Below are 19,345 nucleotides of genomic sequence, written 5' to 3' on the forward strand. Positions count from 1 at the left end.
ATGTGAAGACCATATTGTATCTGCGATACTAGAGGAAAATCATTATTATCCTTTTGGGTTAAAACATTCAGGATATAATATGAATAATTCTCAAACTAATTACGCATATAAATATAACGGAAAAGAGTTTCAAAGTGAGCTTTCTTTAAACTTATACGACTACGGTGCAAGAAACTACGACCCTGCTTTAGGTAGATGGATGAATATTGACCCGCTGGCGGAGAAATATTATGATAAATCACCATATACTTATGCTTTAAATAATCCTGTTTTCTTTATAGATCCAGATGGTAAAAATGTAGATGTTACAGATTTAGTCAATGATAAAATGAATAAAAATGACTCCAATGATTCTGGATGGTTATTGATTCAAATGATGATTAGCTTATCTGAAATATCAGGAAAAACTATTAGTGTTCACGAGAAAAAAGATGGTAAATCATATTTAGAAGCAAGTGGAGAAGGTAACGGGTCTGAGGGTGCTAAATATGTAGATCATTTACTAGGTAAAGATACTAATATTGAAGTTTTTGGTACAAAGACAAGTACACAAGCATTTATTGATGGAAGAGTATATCTTGATGCGTCCGAAATTAATGGTATGCAATCTGGTGCAATGGAAAATGGTTTTGACCCAAAGGCTATAAGTGTTGGAATGGCATTTTTTCATGAAACTTTACACACTAAAGATGGTGCAGACTTTTTTAAATCAAAGGAAGATGAATCAAATAAAAGTTATGGTAGGTTTTCAAATGAAGAATATGTTGTAAAAAAAGTTAACGCTTTTAGAAAAGAAATGGACTTACCAACAAGGGTAAAGTATTACACAGCATCAGGATCATTATATTTTGAAAAAGACGGCAACAAAAAGATATTTAAAACACCAAACAAAAAGCCTAAAGGATGAAATTAAAATATTATTTATTTATATTCTTTGCGATTTTTATTAATTGTAAAAATCAAGAAGGTAAACTTACAAATAGAGAGAAAAGCATCTTGAATAAATGTATTAAAGACGTTATTAAAAATGATTCTTCTCTTGAAAATAGTTCCTATATAGTTAATCCTTATTTCGGTTCTTTTGCTTTTAACAATTATATAGCTAATAATTATGAAATTGATGAAAAAACCTATAAAAACAAAAATAATGTATTGAAAAAAATAGACCTAACAAATGAAAAATTTGAATCATTACAAAAAAAAATTAATAAAGAATTTTTGAATAAAAAAAATATTGAATTAGAGGGTTTGTCAAAAGGACGGAAAAGTAAAAAAATATTAACTTTTTCAGGTGTAGGTGAAAAATTGGTTTTTTTAGAAGTGATTACATATTTAGATGAAATTGATTTAGATAAATTAAAAAATAATTCTATCCAAATTAACAATAATAAAATTAAGGATATAACTTCTTTAACATTTATATTAAACGGGAATGATATCACAGAAGTTACTATAGACGGAGGTATAGTTTTTGAAAGATAAGAAGAATTTAATAGGGTAATGTTTCAAAGTTAGTGACATCTGTTTTTTATAATTGTTAATCCACTGATAAACAAAGTTTAATTAAAGAAAAGGATAGAAAAGGAACGCAATATTGCGTTCCTTTTCCTGTTATATAAAGCCTTAAAACGAAGAAAATGGTAAAAATTAAGACCTCGTATATCAGAATTAGTGATGGCTTTTTTGTATTAAAAATATTTTTTAAAAACATACTATTACCTATATTTACAATGCAACAGGACAAAAAGTAAGCAAAATAGTGAATGAAGCAACCAACATAACCCAAACCAATTATYTAGCAGGAGGTTTTCAATACAAAAACAATGTATTGCAATTTTTCCCACATGCTGAGGGCTATGTAAAACATGAAGCAAACAATTACAGCTATGTTTTTAATTATACTGATCATTTAGGAAACGTAAGAGTCAGTTATTCAGATATAGATAAAAATGGTAGTTTAGGAAATGAATTACAATACTATTGTAAGCCTAGAGTACCTTCAAATTGTATAGAGTATTTTACAAGCTCAATATTAGAGGAAAATCATTATTATCCTTTTGGACTGAAGCATTCAGGATATAATATGGATAATTCTCAACCTAATTACCAGTATAAATACAACGGGAAAGAACTGCAAACGGAGCTTGGACTGAATATGTATGACATGGATATGAGAGATTATGACCCAGTAATTGCTCGTTGGGTAAACCCAGATCCAATAGTACATTTTGATTATTCCCCATATAGTGCCTTTGATAACAACCCTGTATTTTATGCCGACCCAAGTGGCTCTGATTCAGAGTCATTCATAATGGATTTGTTTAATAATTCAGCTAGTGGTACAATTTGGACTAATAATAATGGTAGTTTTTCTGATGGGAATGGTAATAGTGTAGATTGTGAGCGATGTAAGGAGCTAGAGAATAAAAAGAAAAAATTACAATCAGATCTTAAAAAAACTAACGAAATTTTAGTTACAAAAACGAAATATGTTAATATAACGAGAGATTTAACTTCAAATGGTGCAATTGCCTATATTTTAAAATCATACATTCTTGAATACAAGAAAATGACTGATGAACAAATAGAATACTTAATTAATAATCCTAACGAAGTAGGAGTAAATGTGTTAGGAGTAGTTATTAATTACGAATTAGATCTTGCAATAGGTGATAGAAAAATTTCTGTTGAAATGAAACAGAAAACGCAAGAAGAAGTTAATAATGAAATTTTAGGTGAGTTAAGTGGATTATCAGATAGAATAATATTATTAGCAAACCTTACTAATGTGTATATAGATACTGCAACTAAAATGATGCATAAAACAGCACAAACCAGCCATGCAATTACCTATAAAGATAAAATAAAAATTAAACATGAAATATCTAAGATTGATAAGGAACTAAAACAATTATCAGATTAGTTTATTGTTCTTAAGCCATAATATAAATAGTTTAAATTAGTCTATAAATGAGAAATATCAAAGTAATACTATCTATTCTTTTTATAAGTTTTATTTCTTGTAAAGAAGAAAATAATGAAGTGCCTGAAATTAAATTTGATTTTGATAAAATGGAGAAAAACAAAGAATATAAAAAGACCTTTTATGTAAATGATTTAGAAAAATTATTTACTGATGAACAAATAAAAGAATTAGATGCATATTTAAAAAATTTAGAAAATAAAAACAAAATAAAAATTTTAGTTTTAACAATACCTTCAAAAAATATTTCAAATAAGGAATGGGAAATATCATATTCTGTGCTAGCAAATGATATAGTTTTTAATATAAGTAAATCAATGAAAAAAATTGATATTTCATCAGATGAAAAAACACATCAAGTACTTATAAAAAGTAACTTAAATATTATTACTGAATTTAATAATAATAATTATTATGCTGGAGTTAAAAAAGGAATACAGGAAATAGCTTCTTTATTAGTTTATAAGCAAAAGAATGGAAATATAAATAATGATTCGGAATAATTAAAAAAAAGAAACAAAAAACCACATCGACTCGATGTGGTTTTTTTATGATTTAAAAGTTATAAAAGTAAAAATAAAAATATATGTTTTGGTACAAAAAATAATTTTTTATTTATAAGCTTGTTTATTTTTAAAGTCACGAATAAGCAGGTAATGTTTCAAAGTTAATGATACCTTTTTTTATAATTGTTAATCCACTGATAAACAAAGTTTAATTAAAGAAAAGCATAGAAAAGGAACGCAATATTGCGTTCCTTTTTGTATTATATAAAGCCTTAAAACGAAGAAAAGGGTAAAAAAGTCGACCTTGTGTATCAAAGTTAGTGATGGCTTTTTTGTATTAAAAATATCTATTATCTATATTTACAATGTAACAGGGCAAAAAGTAAGCAAAATAGTGAATGAAGCAACCAACATAACCCAAACCAATTATTTAGCAGGAGGTTTTCAATACAAAAATAATGTATTGCAATTTTTCCCACATGCTGAGGGCTATGTAAAACATGAAGCAAACAATTACAACTATGTTTTTAATTATACCGACCATTTAGGAAACGTAAGGGTAAGTTATTCAGATATAGATAAAAATGGTAGTTTAGGGGGTGAATTAAATGTTGAAAGTTGTGAAACTCATTATGACAGAAATGGTAATCCATATACTATTTACAATACTTATTTTACAGACTCAATACTAGAAGAAAGTCATTATTATCCTTTTGGACTGAAGCATTCAGGATACAATGAAGGAACAAATCAACCAAATTACCAGTATAAATATAATGGCAAGGAACTGCAAGACGAGTTAGGGCTTAACATATACGACTATGGGGCGAGAAATTATGACCCTGCCTAGGTAGGTGGATGAACATTGACCCGCTGGCGGAGCAAGGACGCAGATGGTCTCTTTATAACTACGCAATGGATAATCCTGTTTTCTTTATTGATCCTGATGGGATGTTATCCGAATCTTTTATTAATAGATTAATGCAGTCTGAAAGCGGGACAGTTTGGACAAATACTGGAAATGGTTCTTTTACGGATGGAGAAAATGAAATTGATGAAAATGGAGATACTGATCCAAAAAAGAAGAAAAAAAGTACTGCTCAGTTAATGGGTGAGGGTTATGCTATGGGATATTCTGTACCAGGAGGAGGCTTTAATGCGGCTATGAATGGTAGAGACCCTTTCAATCCAACAGAAGAAGACAATCAAGCTGCGGGTAATGCATTTGGTCAAACAGTCTTATTTATTACAGGAGAGTGGGCAGCTGTTAAAATATTTCAAGGAGGTGCATGGGTAGTTCAAATAATACGTGCTAAAAACATAGCAAGAAATGCAAGATATGTCAACCTAGCAAGTGGGTCTAGAACAGCTCATATATTAGCTGGAGATGCAACAGGAGGCGGTCACGCTTGGTGAGGTAGCATAAAATCTTTTTGGAATGGTGTAACAGGTGCAAAGTCTATGTTTCCAGTTACTTGGGGAAATAAAAAGATAATGAATGCAATATCTGAAGTGGCTACAAGTAACCCTTGGATACAACAAACAGGAAGGGTTGGAGCAACACATACTAGAAGTGGAGATTTAGTAAGATATAAAATTGAAGGTGTATATGAAGGTGTAAAAATAAAAGTAATAACAACTGTTGACGACATAATCACAGCATTCCCAATACAATAAAAGTTATGTTCTATAATAAAAAGAAAAAAATATTAGAAATTTTATTAGATAGATTTTCTTCATTAATATTAAGTGAAGATATAATCAATTGTAAAGAATTATTATCTAATAGAGAGTATTCATTATGTTACAATACATTAGTTACACAGATTTACGAATATGATCAAGAAATAACACAGGAAGATTATAATTTGTTTGAAAGTTCGGCAAAAAAATTAAACCTTGATTTATCTGAATACGAATTATTAAAAGAATTAATTAGAGATAGGTAATGTTTCAGATTTAGTGATACAATTTTTATGGTAATGTTTCAATTTAATACTTGCATTTTGCAACGTTGGTATTGGTGAAACCGGTGTAAAAACGATAAATGAAATTAAAACCTTAATTGATGATAGAATTAACATATATATGCCGCGAGGCTATGTAAAAATGCAGTATAATAATTATAAAACTAGTGGAATTGGATTTAAAAATAATCAATCTTTTAATGTAGAATGGCTTAAAAGTACCCCTGGGGTAAAAGACACCACTACAATTAATGGTCTATCAATCACTCCTACTGGAGTACAAACTCATTAACCATCTAAATAAATATGATTTTAAAAAAATATATATTATTACTTTATTTATTTATAATAAGTATATGTAATGCACAAAAACCTATAGATTTATTATCAAATAATAACTATAGACACATAAAATATGATAGTGAGTCGTTTAATAGCAAGATAAAATTTAATAATATTGATAGCCTAACTAAAAGCGTTCTATCGAATGATGTAATTAGCCAGATTATGTATGAAGGAGTAAATAAGAACACAGTTTTTATTTCTTCATTAATCTGTTTTAAAATAAAAAATAAAAAAGTTTTGTTTAAACAGAACCTAAAGGGGTTCAATCTAGATGATATTGATTTACAAATAGTAAATGTATTAAAAGAGAATATAAAACATGAAGATTTTTTAAATTTAAAGAATAATAATAAATTAGGCTTTTTTATTTATTTTAATTTTAAGAATACTGAAATTGGCTTTGAATTAGTGGAACTTAAAGGGAAAAAGGAATTATTAATTAGTAAACAAAAGATAAATTATTTAACGCTGGAAAAAATAAATTAGAAAGCAATAACTACATTATCCCTTCGTCTGTAACAATTACAACCACATATTTATCGGGTTTTCAGTATAAGAATAGTCGATTAGAGTTTTTCCCACATGCGGAAGGTTATGTAAAATATAACTAAGGGGATTATAGCTATGTGTTTAACTATACCGATCATTTAGGAAATGTWAGRGTSAGTTATAGTGAYATTGATGGAAATGGTAGATTAGGTCGTGAATTGCAACAATATTGTCCACCACAAATAGATGAAAATCCACCACCATGTGAAGACCATATTGTATCTGCGATACTAGAGGAAAATCATTATTATCCTTTTGGACTGAAACATTCAGGATATAATATGGATAATTCTCAACCTAATTACGCATATAAATACAACGGGAAAGAACTGCAAACGGAGCTGGGATTGAATATGTATGACATGGACATGAGAGACTATGACCCTGCTATTGCTAGATGGATAGTACAAGATCCTGTTGTGCATTTTGATTATTCTCCTTACAATGCTTTTGATAATAATCCTATAATTTTTTCTGATCCTTCAGGAGCAGATAGTTTTTTTCATAGCAAATTTTTAAATCGTAATGGAGGTCATTGGTCTGATCAATATAAAAATAATGACCAAGATAATAATTCAAATTCTTCATCAAATAATAGTAACGTTAATGTTTATGAATTTGCTATGGGAGTGCTTAAAAATGCTGAAATGAATAGTGCTTCATTTTATTTATTCGATAAAACTCCTAAGTTTGCTGCGGTAATGGATGCTTATAATCTTGTAATGAAATTTTCTATGATAAATGAAGCAGCTAGTATTGTTTTTGGAAATGATTCTGATGAATTAAGGAAAAATCTAATTAATATTAATATTTCAATGGTTGGGGTAAATAAAGTTACAGGTGATTACACATCATTTTTATGGGGGAATGTAAAATTTGATAAGGACTATAAGGTTATAGGTACTGGAGGTAAAGATTATTTTATAAATTATTCTACTGATACGTCTGTTTTAAAAGCTAAGAAAGATAATTACCATGGCAAAGTAGATGGTAAAGATTTTTATGATAATACTAAAACATGGGGCTTAGGACAAGATACTTTTACTGCTGGGCATTATGCTGTTAGTTTCTCTTCTACAAAGTATAAAGGTTCAAGAGGATATGATATAAATTTTATTGGTTTTAGGACTAATGAATTAAGAATAAGATATGTTAAATATTGGCGTGCTAAAATTGATGAATATGTCAAAATTTTTCAATCAAAAAACTAATTATAAGATGAGATATATATGTGTATTATTTTTGCTAATGTTTGGATGTTCATCAACTCAGCAAAAAAGAAAATTGATTGGAAACTGGAGCTCAATAAATAGCTCCAATCTTATCAATATTGAGTTTTTTAATGATTCTTTAGTAATAGAGCAATGGGGAGATACGAATAGTTTTAAATGGTATAATGATGAATCTAATATTTATTATAGCAGTCTAAAAGTAAATACTCCTGATAATAAGTATGATTTTGTATTAATTAACGATACTTTACTGTTAAGAAAAAACAAAAATGAAATTGATTTTTTAAAACTTGTAAGAATTAATAATGCTTTTGACTATTTCAATAAAACTTTAAATTTAAATTTGCCAGTTAAATCAAACCTTACTCCTGTTTTAAATGAAGAGAATGCTTATATTCTATATGCCTTATATGATAAAAATAAGGTTATATTAAAGACATCTGACAATGTTTTTTTAAGTTTTGATGATTTAAAAAGAGATATTAATTTACATATTGCAAATACTGAATTAGATGATGTTTCTAAAATAAATGTGATGTTATTTGCTGATGAAAGAGTTTCTAAAGCAGATATTTTGAAGATAAAAAGTATAATTAAGGATATTAATAATATGAAAGTTTATCAAATTTTCACTAATAAAGATATAGATTATAAAAAAATCGATTGGAAACAAGATATTAAATGGTATGGAGTATTAGAATGAATGTAATAAATTAAGAAGTATGCTAAAAATATAGTTATAAAAATCAATATAAATACAACGGGAAAGAACTGCAAACCGAGCTGGGACAAAACGTCTATGCTTATGGTTGGAGAGATTACGACCCAGCAATAGGACGCTTTACCAAGATTGATAGATTTGCTGAAAAATATATGGACAGAAACCCATATAATTATAGTGCAAATAATCCTGTTTATTATATTGATGTTGCAGGAGATAGTCTATATGTAACACATAGGAAAGGATTTTTAGGATTAGGAGGAAAAGAGACCTTACTCTATGAAAATGGTACTTTATATAATGAAGATGGTTCTGAATATACAGGGAAGAAAAAAGGATTTCTTAAAAAAGTAACTAATGCTCTTGCTGAGATATCTGAGGGACAAGAAGGTGCCGATATGATTAAAGAACTTCAATCTTCAAGTAATGTTTTCACTATTGAAAAAGGTTCAAGTGAATTTCGTCAATCTGACACCCAAAAAGCGTATAGAAATCAAATCCAAACTGACCCTAACCAAAACCTTCTCTTTTCTGCTTTATCCTCATCAGGATTCAATTTTAATGGCGGTTCAGGAGGAACTATATATTGGAATACATCAGGATCATCATTGCCTACCACCTCAGGAATGCGAACTAGCTCTTCTACAGATTTGGCACATGAGATGTTTCATGCATTAGATGCGAATAGAGGTACAATGGATGACAGATTAGAACAAGGAGGCAAAAGAAATGAATGGCAAGCAGTATATAGAGAAAATAATTTAAGAACACAATTAGGTCTACCACAAAGAACGCATTATATTATTCAATCAAATTTAAGTACTGGTAGTAAAATAGGAACAGGTCCAAGAATGTTAACTCCAGCACCATTAAATCAAAACATTAAACCTACATGGTATCAATAGCAAATAATATGAAAAAATCACTTTTTATTTTTGTTGTGATTATATCGTCTTGTATGTCAACAAAAAACATGTCAACTCAAAAATTTAAAGGTTATAATAATTTAAATAGGAATAACTATAATTATACTTTTGTTATTCCTAATGGGTATGAAATTAATGTAATTGAAGGAGGTAGCGAGTGGAAAGAAAAACAATTTAAGTATACTGATTCATCAATATTATATATAAATAATGAAAAAGGTGTACCTACAATAAATTATGAAAATATCATGAGCGATACTTTATCTATTAAAGAAAGTTTTTTATCAAATGCATCGCAAGATATTTTAACAATATCTGGGATAGACAGCCAAGGAAAATATTGGAAAAACATAAAATACAAAGAAATAAATATTGGATATTTAAATGTTACTGAAGATAAATTAAAAGAATTTGATGAAATATTGTCAAGTTTAAAATAAGCGAAAAATGATGCTTTTATTTATAACACATACCAGTATAAATACAACGGGAAAGAACTGCAAAATGAATTGGGATTAAACATGTATGATTATGGTCCTAGGAATTACGATGCTGCTTTGGGTAGATGGATGAATATTGACCCGCTGGTGGAGAAGTATTTTAACATCAGTCCATATACGTACGTAGCCAACAGTCCATTAAGATTTATTGACCCAAATGGTATGGAGATTAAATATCCAGATAAAATTATAGAAAATTATAAAAATCAATTAAACCAATCCATCATTGCAATTAATTCAATTGTAAAAAAAGGGACTATTAGTTCAGAATTAGGTAAAAAGTTAATCGCAATAAATAATAGGGCTTTAAGTGAAATTTCTGAATTAGAAAAATCAGAACAAGTCTACAAAGTATTTGCTGATAAAAGTGATACAGGAGGGTCTGTTGGCTATGACAAAGATAGTGGAGAAATCACAGTATCTATTGGCACTAATGATAGAGGGCAAATTTATCATGAAATGGGACATGCATATCAATATGATAAAGGAAAGGTATCCCTTTTGGTAGATAATTCTGGATATGGCAGTTTATATGATATAAGTGATGAAACGGAATCATTTAACAGACAAAATTCATTTACTGACCCTGATTTTGTTTGGAAGGATAAAGAAGTTAGAACTTTTGGCAAAACAATGACCCCTCCTGCATATGAAAGTTTGCCATCAGGTCCTATAGATATTAATTCAAAGGAAGGTAAGGCTTTGAGAAATAAAACTATTGAAGCAGGTAAAAAAGACGTAGATGTTCAAGAGGTCTATATGGGGTGGTAAAAAGATTATCAAAAAGGCGTTAAAAAAAGAAGGTAATGAAAGCAGCGATATTTATATTTATTTCAATTATGTTTTCTTTATCAATCAATGAAGAAAATTATGCAGGTCAGTATTCTTTTAAATCAAGAAATTATTATGAAAGTATTAATTTAAAAGAAAGCAGACAGTTTATTTACAATTATAAAAATGAGTTTATAAGTTATGAAATTAAGGGAAATTATAGAATTAGTAATGATAGTCTTGTTTTAGATAGCAACCCTCAAAGAGATAAAATAATAATAAAAGAATATAATGAAGGTAATAAAAAAAATAGTTTAATAATAGTAAAAGATAAAGAGGGCAATATCTTAACTTATCATATTTATATAATACTTTTAGATGATAAAGTAATTTGCTTGAGAGACCAATGGGATAAAACGAAAATTAAAAATCAAACAATAAAAGGTTTTTATATAGTTGACACCAAAGGTTTACAATCTCCAACATATTTTAAAAAAGGAAAGTTTTCGAATAATTTTGAGGTGCAGTTTGAAACAAAACGTGTTTTTGAAAATGAAATTTGGATTATTGAAAAAGATAAAATAAAACCCATAGGAATGGATGGAGAATATCAAAATTATTATTTAGAAAAGAATGATTAAATAAAATCCAAAGCTTGCTACCCAGCTCCTCCTCCCGCACGAATCTTTTCGTGTGGCAAATGAATAAAAAAGCAAAAAGCACTCTTGTAAAAAAGGGTGCTTTTGTTGTTTTATAGGGTTATGTTTTCTTGAACAAAATCTTTAAACCGTTTTTTAGAAATAAAAGATTCTACAATGGTATAAACCACATTCTTTTCTTTTTCATCTAATTGAGAAATCAAGTTTACTTGTTCTACAATCGCTTTATCTTGAATCGTTATTTCTTTAGGGGGTAGTTTTATCCTCAAAATGTACTATCTCATCAATGGAGTTGCTACCTTTGAGTAGACGAAAAAGTTAACCTCTCTTACCTAAAAATCAATAAAAAATTTATATTCTATTTTTGCATAATTAAACAAATCAGCTATTCTTTAAAATTTGGAATAAATACCTTTAGATATAACAATTCGATTTGGTCAACTAAGTGATTTAGAAATTTTACAGTTCTTATTTGTTGAAACAATAAATTCAACATGCCAAAAAGATTATACGAAAGAACAATTAGAAGCTTGGATTTCAGGCGTTGAAAACAAAGATCGTTGGGTTAACATTATAACGAATCAGTACTTATTAATTGCAGAAAACAACGATGTTATAGTTGGGTTTTGTTCTTTAGATAATGGAAATTATATCGATCTTTTATTTATTCATAAAGATTTTCAAAGACAAGGTATTGCTCATACTCTTTATCTAACTATAGAAAAAGAAGCCAAAAAACAAAATCAAATCTTATTAACTGCTGATGTAAGCAAAACAGCAAAGCCTTTTTTTGAAAAAATAGGTTTTAATGTAGCTACGGAACAAATTGTCATAAAGAAAGGAATCGAATTGATAAATTACAAAATGAAAAAAGAATTAACAGAACTCTTAAATTAAAAATAAATTAACCTATCCCGTTATTCTATAAAAAATAATTTCAAAAAAATGAAACTATTTTTAAATACAACAATCTCTATTTTTTATTTACAAAAAATATCTTTCGTGCTACCGTTTGATTATGAAAAACTTAGAGTTAAAAACCACTATAAACCTCTACTCTATCTGGCATTCTCTTGATTTAACAAAAAAATAGCCTCTTTTTTATTTGTATTTTCGCAACCCCAAATCAAATAAAAAATACCTATGAAAAAACAATTACTAGCTCTTTTTGGGCTTGCTTTGTCATTATCAGTCCAAAGTCAAACCACAAATGAAAGTGTTAAGCTAAAACAAATTAAAAGTGTAGAAACCAACACTCTAAATGGAGATAAAATTACAAAGACATACTCCTTTCAAGATGGAAAATTAACTAGTATTAAAACATCTGATCTTATCCAATCTTTCTTTTATAATAAAAAAGGTATTTTAGATAAAACCGTTAAAGAACGAGAAGGCAGTACATGGAAAGAAGTGGCTTCTTATTTTTATGATGAGAGTGATCGTTTAGTAAAATTTACAAGTAAATATGAAGAAGGAGATGAGAATGTTACTAAAACGGTAACTTTTAAACATGAAGGAAGCCGAATTATTGCCATTACTAAAAACAGTAATAGTTCTCTTAAATTCACTAAATACATTGATTACGTTGTAGAAAATGGAAAAATAATACGTGAATCTGAACGCAATTTAAGTCAAAAAATAATCAATAAAAAGGAAATGCATTATTACAAAGACAATCTATCTAGATATAAAGGATTAGTTGGTGATAAATCTATTGATAATTACACTTATGATGATAAAAATTCTGCGATGTTATTACTTGTAAAGAATGTTTTTGGAGAAAATTATCAAACTATTGTGCCTTTAATTGCACCACACGAAAACGAATTTCCTATAGAAAGTATTTCGTATCATAACTTTTTGAATTTTTCATCTACTGCTACTCACAAAACAAAATATGGCAACACTTATACTTATAATAATTTAAACTTTCCTAAAACTCATACTCAAAATAAAGGCAAGCTTAAAACAGTTGTTTCTTATGAATATGAATAAAACATAATTTTTAAGTTCATTACTTACTTTTACATAATTTTAAAAGAGGTTGAAGGTAAAATCTCAACCTCTTTTACTTTTTCTATAATTTTAAAAATACTTAAATTTATACTATCTCAAAAAAATGAAAAAATACGTATTTATACGTATTGATTACTGTAAAAAGAAAGCTTAACTTTGAAAATGAAAAATATTCTTAATCATCTATAATTCTTATATTTAAAACAGATTATAGTGTATTGAATATATAAAACAAACAAATAACAAATAAACCAACGCTTTGGGAAAATCACTTACTAACTTTGATTAAAGTAAGGAAAGGGAATAGAGCGATTATACTATTATAATGGGATATTCACTAATCTTTTAAATTATTACTTATTATGAAAAAAACTAAATTGTTTTTATCTAGCATACTATTATCGGGTATGTTATTCATTTCTTGTGGAAGTGAGGAAACAACAGTTGAACAAAACGTGGAAACTATTGCGTTTTCAAAAACAGATGAAATGTTAAATTTTGAAAGTGCATTGAAAACATGGATGCAATTTAAAAAAGGAGACAAATTAAACACCAAACAAAACCCTACTCTAATTCTTGAAACTGAAAAAGCTTCTAAAGATTTATTAGTAGCAATTGGTAAAGATGAATTTATTGGAAAAGCTGAATTGTCTACTGATGAACTGGTACGCTTAACCATGAAAGAATACTCTAAAAAACTAACTGAAATGTATAACCAACAAAAAAATCATTAAACATTATGAAAAAAATAATCTTAATTGCAGCACTTTTAGTTGGTTTACAAAACTTTGCTCAAAAAACATTTGAAATATATAATTTTACAGGACAAACTGTAGAAATTGCTAGTATCATTACAAAAGGGACTTCAACTTATCCTGAATTTCACAGTAAACCTTTTGGGTTAATATCTATTCCTCCTGGAGGAAGTTTTACTTTGGAGAATGCTTCTAATGTTTTTAGATTTCCATTTGAATCGCCTACAAGTATACCATATATAGATAAATGGGAAAGATTAAATTCTCCTTCTTCTGGAACGGTACTTACAAGTCCTATTGCATGGTCTTTTGGTAATAGTCAAGTATTCCATAGAATGCTGTTTTATGTAGGTAGTAGTTATAACAATTTACCTGCTGTGCCAACAGGCGTAACAACTGTTGCTCCTGCGGTAACTGGAGCTGGATGGCAATTAGACTATGATTGTTCTAATCCTGCACCAAATGTTTGGTTTTATACTATTGTAATCTATTAATATAAATAGGGAATAATTTATTGCCTATCTTATAATTAACTGTGTAAAGCTATTAATGACCTTTACACAGTTTTTTATTTGAAAAACTTAAGTGGTACAGGAACTTGGGAAAGTCCAATTGGTGGCGGACTAAATTTTAATGACAACATGCTCTTTATCGCTACAAATGATAAGATCGACAAAGTATTTTATGGAAATGATACTAAATTTGAATTAATTATGAGTAAAAATGATAAAATAAATGAATTGTAACTCCAATGAATTCAATTAGCAATGACAATTTAGGAGTTATAATGTATGTATGCCTTTGACAAAGAAGACAATTGGAGTGAAAGGCTAAATAATTCTTCCACTGAAAGTTAAGATAAATTCATATTAGTCTAAACAACTAAAAAGTTTTTTTTATCAATTTAGAAAACCTTTTTTTATATTTGGTATAGATTATTTATTTACTTATTTTAAAAATATTATAGTTCTAAAAATGGAACCTAAAAAAATAGAATTGATTGAACTTGAAAGGCAATTAAGTTGTCCTACTGGCGATAATGGGATAAAAGTTGCCGAAAACATGAACTATACTAACATTAAAATGACCTTATCCTCTATTGAAAATTTAGAACTTAAAAATGAAGATTCTATACTAGAAATTGGACATGGAAATTGTGGTCATTTAAGTAAAATATTAGAAAAAGGAAACGCTATTCAATATTTTGGTTTAGAAATATCGGATACCATGAAAAACGAAGCTGAAAGGATTAATAAAGATTTTATATTGAATAATACTGTTAACTTTCAAATTTATGATGGAAACACAATTCCTTTTCCAGATAATTCCTTCGACAAACTGTTCACTGTAAATACTATTTATTTTTGGAGCGATCCTATTTCTTTTTTAAATGAAATATTCAGAGTCTTAAAATCAAATGGAATTTTCACTTTAACCTTTGCCCAAAAAAAGTTTATGCAAAGTCTTCCTTTTGTAAAAGATAAATTTATGCTTTATAATAATGATACTTTAAAAGAGCTTATCTCAAAAACAAATTTTATAGTATTAGATATTATAAATAAAACTGAAAACGTAGAGAGTAAAATAGGTGATTTTGTTGAAAGAGAGTTTACTGTAATGAAATTAACAAAGAAATAATCTGATTTAGATTATTTCGCAATATTTACTCCTTTAAAATGCAAGAAATAGAAGCCTATTCACATTTTATTAAAAACTTTTTTACAGCATATTATCCTATAAGTGAAAAATCTACTTTACTTATGCTGTCAATTGCTACCGTTAAACACTTAAAAAAAGATGATTATTTACTAGCTGTCGGACAAATTTCAAAAGATGTTCATATTTTGTATAAAGGAATCGTTGTGTCAAGTTTTTTATATGACGATGGAAGTACTTATCATAAAAATATATTTTTAGAAGGTGATTTCGTTGGTTCAACTGTTTCTGCGTTAAAAAATGAACCTTCAAATTTTGCTTTAGAAGTTGTTGAAGATTGTATTATCATAAGCTTTGATTATAAAAAATATAGAACTCTTATTGAGGAAAATGTAGATTTAAAAAACTTCTATATTTCATATCTTGAAAAAAATTGGGTAATAGACAAAGAGCAACGAGAAATTGAAATAGTTATGAAAGAAGCTAAAGTTAGGTATATAAACTATATTAATCAACATGTTGATATAGAAAAAAGAATTCCTTTGCATTATATAGCTTCTCATTTGGGAATTACTCCTACGCAATTAAGCCGAATTCGAAAAGATTTGAAAAAAAAGTTATAGAATCAACATATGTAAATGCAAAACAAATTTCATCTCTGCAACTTTGCATTATGAAATTTATTATTGTATATCTATTAGCGTTTATCGGTGGGGTTTTCTTAGCTATTCAAGCTGGATTTAATACTCAATTAAGTGTTTTATTAAAACAGCCTATTTTGGCCGTTATTTCTACATCTATAACTAGTGTTATTTTAGGCTGTGTTCTTATCTTAATTTTCGGAAAAGAGAATATTCAACCTAATACATTTGGACAAGTTCCTTGGTATTTATGGTTTGTAGGAGGTCTTTTTAGTGTAATTGGTATTTCTTTATACTTCTATACTATTCCTAAATTAGGCATTTCAAAAATGATTGCTTTAGGTCTTTGTGGGCAATTGGCTTTTTCTTTAATTGCAGGTAAATTTGGCTGGCTTAATCTTCCTATTGAACCCATAACAACAAAACGAGTATTAGGTATTTTAGCAATGATTATTGGTATTTTTTTAATTAACACTAAATAACTATGGACATTATTCAATTAAACATTAACAATCTTATTTCGCTCTGGAAAACTGTGTGTAATCCTTTCAATAGTTATAATGAAACTGGTAATATTCATTATTGCTTGATTCCAAATTCTAAATGGCCTAATCGTATTTGGACTACAGATGAGTTAACAGATGATCAATTATTAAAAATTGCAGAAATTATAACACTAAATGAAACTGAGCTTACTTTTTCTTATTTTGATAAAATTGTCAATGGACAAGAAAACTCATTCGCTATCAGTCATAATTTTAAAAGCAAATCTATTCAATATGGCATGAGTTTACATCTTACTCGCCTATTTAAAACATCAATGAATTTGACTTTTAAGAATGTTAAAAATGAGAAAGATTCAAAAATATGGTGTGAAGCATTTGAGTTAGCATTTGGCTACAAAATAAGCGAAGAAACAGTTAACAAAAGTTATTCGAAAATTAATTATACTATTGTTCTTCATGAAAATGAAGTGGTTGGAACTGTCATCTTATATTTAACAAACCACATTGCTGGAATTCATAGCTTAGGTATTATTCCTGAAATGAGAGGAAAAGGTTATGCTCAAGAAATAATGTATTCTGTTTTAAATAATTCTCTAAATTCAGGAGCTCTTTTTGCTACATTACAAGCTTCTGAAATGGCAAGAAATATGTACCAAAAAATGGGCTTTTCAACTCAATTTATAATGCGAAACTTTCAACTTTAAAAAACTCAATAAGCTCATTTAAATCAACTTAACAATATAAAACGAGCTATTTTTATTTTTTTAAACTCTAAAAATCATTAAATTTATTCCATTAATAAACATTTAGACAGAAATCCAATGTTTTAAAAAAAATGGAAAATCAAACAATTAAACAATTTATTATGTTAAAAAAGAATTTAAAATTAGAAGGCGTTAAAGAGTTGAAAAAAAATGAATTAAAAAAAATAAACGGAGCTTCTCCTGTGGATCATTGTAGCAGAGCTTTACAAAATGCTGATACAGGAGTATATAGTTGTTTTGGTCCTTATGCTCTTGTAATATATAATGGTCAAGGATATTGCTGTCCTATTTAAAAAGTAAAAAAATATAGAGTATTTATAAAGACAGATAATTGTTAATTATTTGTCTTTTTTATTACATACAACTAATAATAATATTAATAATCACTATTAAGACAGTGATTGTATATTTATATTTTATTATTACATTTGCAAAAGAAATAGAAGGAAATGGTGTTCTTCCTTACCCAACCGCTTTCTAAAAGCTGATGACGCCTGATTAATATAATGTTTAATGCATTTAATCAGGATTACTATGCAAAAAAATAAAATAAAGAAGCCGTCATTCAGTAGTAGCATTACAACTCAAATAAACTTATTACTAAAACAATTTCCTGTAATTTCTTATCTTACAAAATGGCTATTTATTAGTTTAATTATTGGATTATGTATAGGTTCTGCTTCGGCTGGATTTTTAGAATCTTTAAATTGGGCCACAAATTTTAGGGAAAATCATTTATGGCTTATTATGTTTCTTCCTTTAGGAGGCTTATTTGTAGGCTTATTATATCATTATTTTGGAAAAGATGTAGAAGCTGGGAATAATATGCTTATTGATACTATACATAAGCCTAAAGAAACTATTCCTTTTAAAATGGCTCCTTTTGTTTATTTAGGAACTATAGTTACTCACTTTTTTGGTGGTTCGGCCGGACGAGAGGGAACTGCTCTTCAAATGGCTGGCGCTATTGCTGATCAATTTAGTAAACCTTTTAAACTAAATACAAGTGAAAGAAAAATTTTAATTATTGCTGCTATTGCTGCTGGTTTTGGTTCTGTTTTTGGAACACCATTAGCTGGTGCACTTTTTGGTTTAGAAGTTTTTTTAATAGGCCGAATTCGTTACAATGCTATTTTCCCTGCTTTTGCTTCTGCAATTTTAGCTGATTTAGTAACGGATATTTGGCAAGCAAAACACACTCACTATCATATACCTACTATTCCTGAAGTATCGTTTACAACTATTTTATATAGTGTTTTAGCTGGTATTTTATTTGGTCTTTGTGCTGCTTCATTTAGTAAAATTATTCATTTTACAAGCTCAATATTTAAATCTAAAATTAAATTTCCTCCTTTACGTCCTTTTATAGGAGGTATAATTGTTGCTATAGCTGTTGTTTTAATTGGTACTACTAAATATATTGGTTTAGGAATTCCTACCATAGTAGAATCTTTTGAAATACAAATGCCAACTTATGATTTTGCTTTAAAAATGGCTTTTACAATTATAACGCTTTCCGCTGGGTTTAAAGGTGGTGAAGTAACCCCATTATTTTATATTGGTGCTACATTAGGAAGTGCTTTATCTCTTTTTATTCCACTACCAACTGGTCTTTTAGCAGGAATGGGATTTGTTGCTGTTTTTGCAGGTGCTACAAATACACCTATGGCTTGTATGTTAATGGGTATTGAATTGTTTGGTTCTTCATGTGGCATTTATATTGCCTTAGCTTGTGTAGTTGCTTATCTTGTTTCTGGGCATAATAGTATTTATGGAAAACAAATGATTGGAGAACCTAAACACAGTAAGTACATTAATTATAGAAAAAAACGAATAAACGATCTTTAA

At 28.1% G+C, this 19,345-nt stretch carries 28 protein-coding genes, 1 pseudogene and 1 riboswitch; of the genes and pseudogenes, 28 read left to right on the plus strand and 1 reads right to left on the minus strand.

The genetic code is table 11. The annotated features are described in order from the left end of the window. From SY27_RS07115 to SY27_RS07180, 17 genes and pseudogenes are all read left to right on the plus strand, one after another. Positions 1-907 (plus strand): RHS repeat domain-containing protein (locus SY27_RS07115; RefSeq protein WP_161794131.1); only part of this gene is annotated, 907 nt, incomplete at its 5' end. Continuing rightward, positions 904-1,482, plus strand: a complete 579-nt coding sequence (locus tag SY27_RS07120) for a hypothetical protein (RefSeq protein ID WP_045968653.1) — start codon at positions 904-906, stop codon at positions 1,480-1,482. The genes SY27_RS07115 and SY27_RS07120, both read left to right, overlap by 4 nt. A gap of 277 nt (positions 1,483-1,759) precedes the next feature. Next, the gene (locus tag SY27_RS18155; RefSeq protein ID WP_052705199.1) at positions 1,760-2,923 is read left to right on the plus strand and encodes an RHS repeat domain-containing protein; all 1,164 of its coding nucleotides are present in this window, start codon (positions 1,760-1,762) and stop codon (positions 2,921-2,923) included. A 47-nt stretch (positions 2,924-2,970) separates the two neighbouring features. Then, a complete protein-coding gene (locus tag SY27_RS07130) occupies positions 2,971-3,486 on the plus strand; it encodes a YgcG family protein (protein ID WP_045968655.1) in 516 nt (171 codons plus the stop codon). A 307-nt stretch (positions 3,487-3,793) separates the two neighbouring features. Then, positions 3,794-4,339, plus strand: coding sequence for a hypothetical protein (locus SY27_RS19065; RefSeq protein ID WP_369793056.1), 546 nt, complete (start codon positions 3,794-3,796; stop codon positions 4,337-4,339). An 8-nt stretch (positions 4,340-4,347) separates the two neighbouring features. Continuing rightward, entirely contained in the window at positions 4,348-4,905 is a 558-nt protein-coding gene (locus SY27_RS19275) for a hypothetical protein (RefSeq protein ID WP_369793057.1), read from the plus strand. A gap of 45 nt (positions 4,906-4,950) precedes the next feature. Further along, on the plus strand, positions 4,951-5,166 hold the full coding sequence (locus SY27_RS07140; protein ID WP_052705204.1) for an EndoU domain-containing protein: 216 nt from the start codon (positions 4,951-4,953) through the stop codon (positions 5,164-5,166). 5 nt (positions 5,167-5,171) lie between these two features. Continuing rightward, the gene (locus SY27_RS07145; protein ID WP_045968659.1) at positions 5,172-5,438 is read left to right on the plus strand and encodes a MafI family immunity protein; all 267 of its coding nucleotides are present in this window, start codon (positions 5,172-5,174) and stop codon (positions 5,436-5,438) included. 160 nt (positions 5,439-5,598) lie between these two features. Further along, positions 5,599-5,748: a hypothetical protein gene (locus tag SY27_RS18835; protein WP_161794132.1), complete on the plus strand. Its 150-nt coding sequence runs from the start codon at positions 5,599-5,601 to the stop codon at positions 5,746-5,748. A 14-nt stretch (positions 5,749-5,762) separates the two neighbouring features. Further along, entirely contained in the window at positions 5,763-6,287 is a 525-nt protein-coding gene (locus tag SY27_RS07150) for a hypothetical protein (RefSeq protein ID WP_045968661.1), read from the plus strand. A 140-nt stretch (positions 6,288-6,427) separates the two neighbouring features. Continuing rightward, positions 6,428-7,561, plus strand: coding sequence for an RHS repeat domain-containing protein (locus tag SY27_RS07155; protein ID WP_045968663.1), 1,134 nt, complete (start codon positions 6,428-6,430; stop codon positions 7,559-7,561). Beyond that, a complete protein-coding gene (locus SY27_RS07160; RefSeq protein WP_045968665.1) occupies positions 7,533-8,285 on the plus strand; it encodes a hypothetical protein in 753 nt (250 codons plus the stop codon). Before SY27_RS07155 ends, SY27_RS07160 begins: the two co-directional genes overlap by 29 nt. Before the next feature lie 47 nt (positions 8,286-8,332). Further along, a pseudogene (locus tag SY27_RS19190) lies at positions 8,333-8,506 on the plus strand (RHS repeat-associated core domain-containing protein); the annotation flags it as partial. Beyond that, the gene (locus SY27_RS19070) at positions 8,504-9,208 is read left to right on the plus strand and encodes a M91 family zinc metallopeptidase (RefSeq protein ID WP_255350297.1); all 705 of its coding nucleotides are present in this window, start codon (positions 8,504-8,506) and stop codon (positions 9,206-9,208) included. The pseudogene SY27_RS19190 and the gene SY27_RS19070, both read left to right, overlap by 3 nt. Before the next feature lie 68 nt (positions 9,209-9,276). After that, positions 9,277-9,669: a hypothetical protein gene (locus tag SY27_RS07170; RefSeq protein ID WP_152640724.1), complete on the plus strand. Its 393-nt coding sequence runs from the start codon at positions 9,277-9,279 to the stop codon at positions 9,667-9,669. A gap of 18 nt (positions 9,670-9,687) precedes the next feature. Next, entirely contained in the window at positions 9,688-10,500 is an 813-nt protein-coding gene (locus tag SY27_RS07175) for an RHS repeat domain-containing protein (protein ID WP_082084316.1), read from the plus strand. Between the two features lie 35 nt (positions 10,501-10,535). Further along, on the plus strand, positions 10,536-11,141 hold the full coding sequence (locus SY27_RS07180; protein WP_152640725.1) for a hypothetical protein: 606 nt from the start codon (positions 10,536-10,538) through the stop codon (positions 11,139-11,141). Between the two features lie 110 nt (positions 11,142-11,251). Here SY27_RS07180 and SY27_RS18985 read toward each other — a convergent pair whose 3' ends face one another. Then, positions 11,252-11,428 (minus strand): hypothetical protein, encoded by a 177-nt coding sequence (locus SY27_RS18985; RefSeq protein WP_200894146.1) that lies wholly within the window; start codon positions 11,426-11,428, stop codon positions 11,252-11,254. A gap of 214 nt (positions 11,429-11,642) precedes the next feature. Between SY27_RS18985 and SY27_RS18515 the strand changes: the two genes are divergently transcribed. The 11 genes from SY27_RS18515 (at position 11,643) to SY27_RS07225 (ending at position 19,345) form a co-directional block, all read left to right on the plus strand. Continuing rightward, entirely contained in the window at positions 11,643-12,056 is a 414-nt protein-coding gene (locus tag SY27_RS18515) for a GNAT family N-acetyltransferase (protein ID WP_255350298.1), read from the plus strand. A gap of 246 nt (positions 12,057-12,302) precedes the next feature. Continuing rightward, the gene (locus SY27_RS07185; RefSeq protein ID WP_045968676.1) at positions 12,303-13,154 is read left to right on the plus strand and encodes a hypothetical protein; all 852 of its coding nucleotides are present in this window, start codon (positions 12,303-12,305) and stop codon (positions 13,152-13,154) included. 383 nt (positions 13,155-13,537) lie between these two features. Next, positions 13,538-13,909, plus strand: coding sequence for a hypothetical protein (locus tag SY27_RS07190; RefSeq protein ID WP_152640726.1), 372 nt, complete (start codon positions 13,538-13,540; stop codon positions 13,907-13,909). 5 nt (positions 13,910-13,914) lie between these two features. Beyond that, positions 13,915-14,424, plus strand: coding sequence for a hypothetical protein (locus SY27_RS07195; RefSeq protein ID WP_045968679.1), 510 nt, complete (start codon positions 13,915-13,917; stop codon positions 14,422-14,424). Positions 14,425-14,502: 78 nt separating this feature from the next. Then, the gene (locus tag SY27_RS18840; RefSeq protein ID WP_161794133.1) at positions 14,503-14,676 is read left to right on the plus strand and encodes a hypothetical protein; all 174 of its coding nucleotides are present in this window, start codon (positions 14,503-14,505) and stop codon (positions 14,674-14,676) included. A gap of 229 nt (positions 14,677-14,905) precedes the next feature. Beyond that, complete coding sequence (locus tag SY27_RS07200) at positions 14,906-15,568, plus strand: class I SAM-dependent methyltransferase (protein ID WP_045968681.1); 663 nt, start codon at positions 14,906-14,908, stop codon at positions 15,566-15,568. A 38-nt stretch (positions 15,569-15,606) separates the two neighbouring features. Continuing rightward, positions 15,607-16,209, plus strand: coding sequence for a Crp/Fnr family transcriptional regulator (locus SY27_RS07205; protein ID WP_045968684.1), 603 nt, complete (start codon positions 15,607-15,609; stop codon positions 16,207-16,209). A 50-nt stretch (positions 16,210-16,259) separates the two neighbouring features. Beyond that, positions 16,260-16,709 (plus strand): DMT family transporter, encoded by a 450-nt coding sequence (locus SY27_RS07210; RefSeq protein ID WP_045968686.1) that lies wholly within the window; start codon positions 16,260-16,262, stop codon positions 16,707-16,709. A 2-nt stretch (positions 16,710-16,711) separates the two neighbouring features. Then, positions 16,712-17,437 (plus strand): GNAT family N-acetyltransferase, encoded by a 726-nt coding sequence (locus SY27_RS07215; protein WP_045968688.1) that lies wholly within the window; start codon positions 16,712-16,714, stop codon positions 17,435-17,437. A gap of 131 nt (positions 17,438-17,568) precedes the next feature. Beyond that, positions 17,569-17,790, plus strand: a complete 222-nt coding sequence (locus tag SY27_RS07220; RefSeq protein ID WP_045968690.1) for a hypothetical protein — start codon at positions 17,569-17,571, stop codon at positions 17,788-17,790. A 143-nt stretch (positions 17,791-17,933) separates the two neighbouring features. Further along, positions 17,934-18,001, plus strand: a riboswitch (Fluoride riboswitch). A 30-nt stretch (positions 18,002-18,031) separates the two neighbouring features. Beyond that, positions 18,032-19,345: a voltage-gated chloride channel family protein gene (locus tag SY27_RS07225; RefSeq protein ID WP_200894140.1), complete on the plus strand. Its 1,314-nt coding sequence runs from the start codon at positions 18,032-18,034 to the stop codon at positions 19,343-19,345.

Source organism: Flavobacterium sp. 316, from assembly GCF_000967805.1.
GTDB classification, from domain to species: Bacteria; Bacteroidota; Bacteroidia; order Flavobacteriales; family Flavobacteriaceae; genus Flavobacterium; species Flavobacterium sediminilitoris.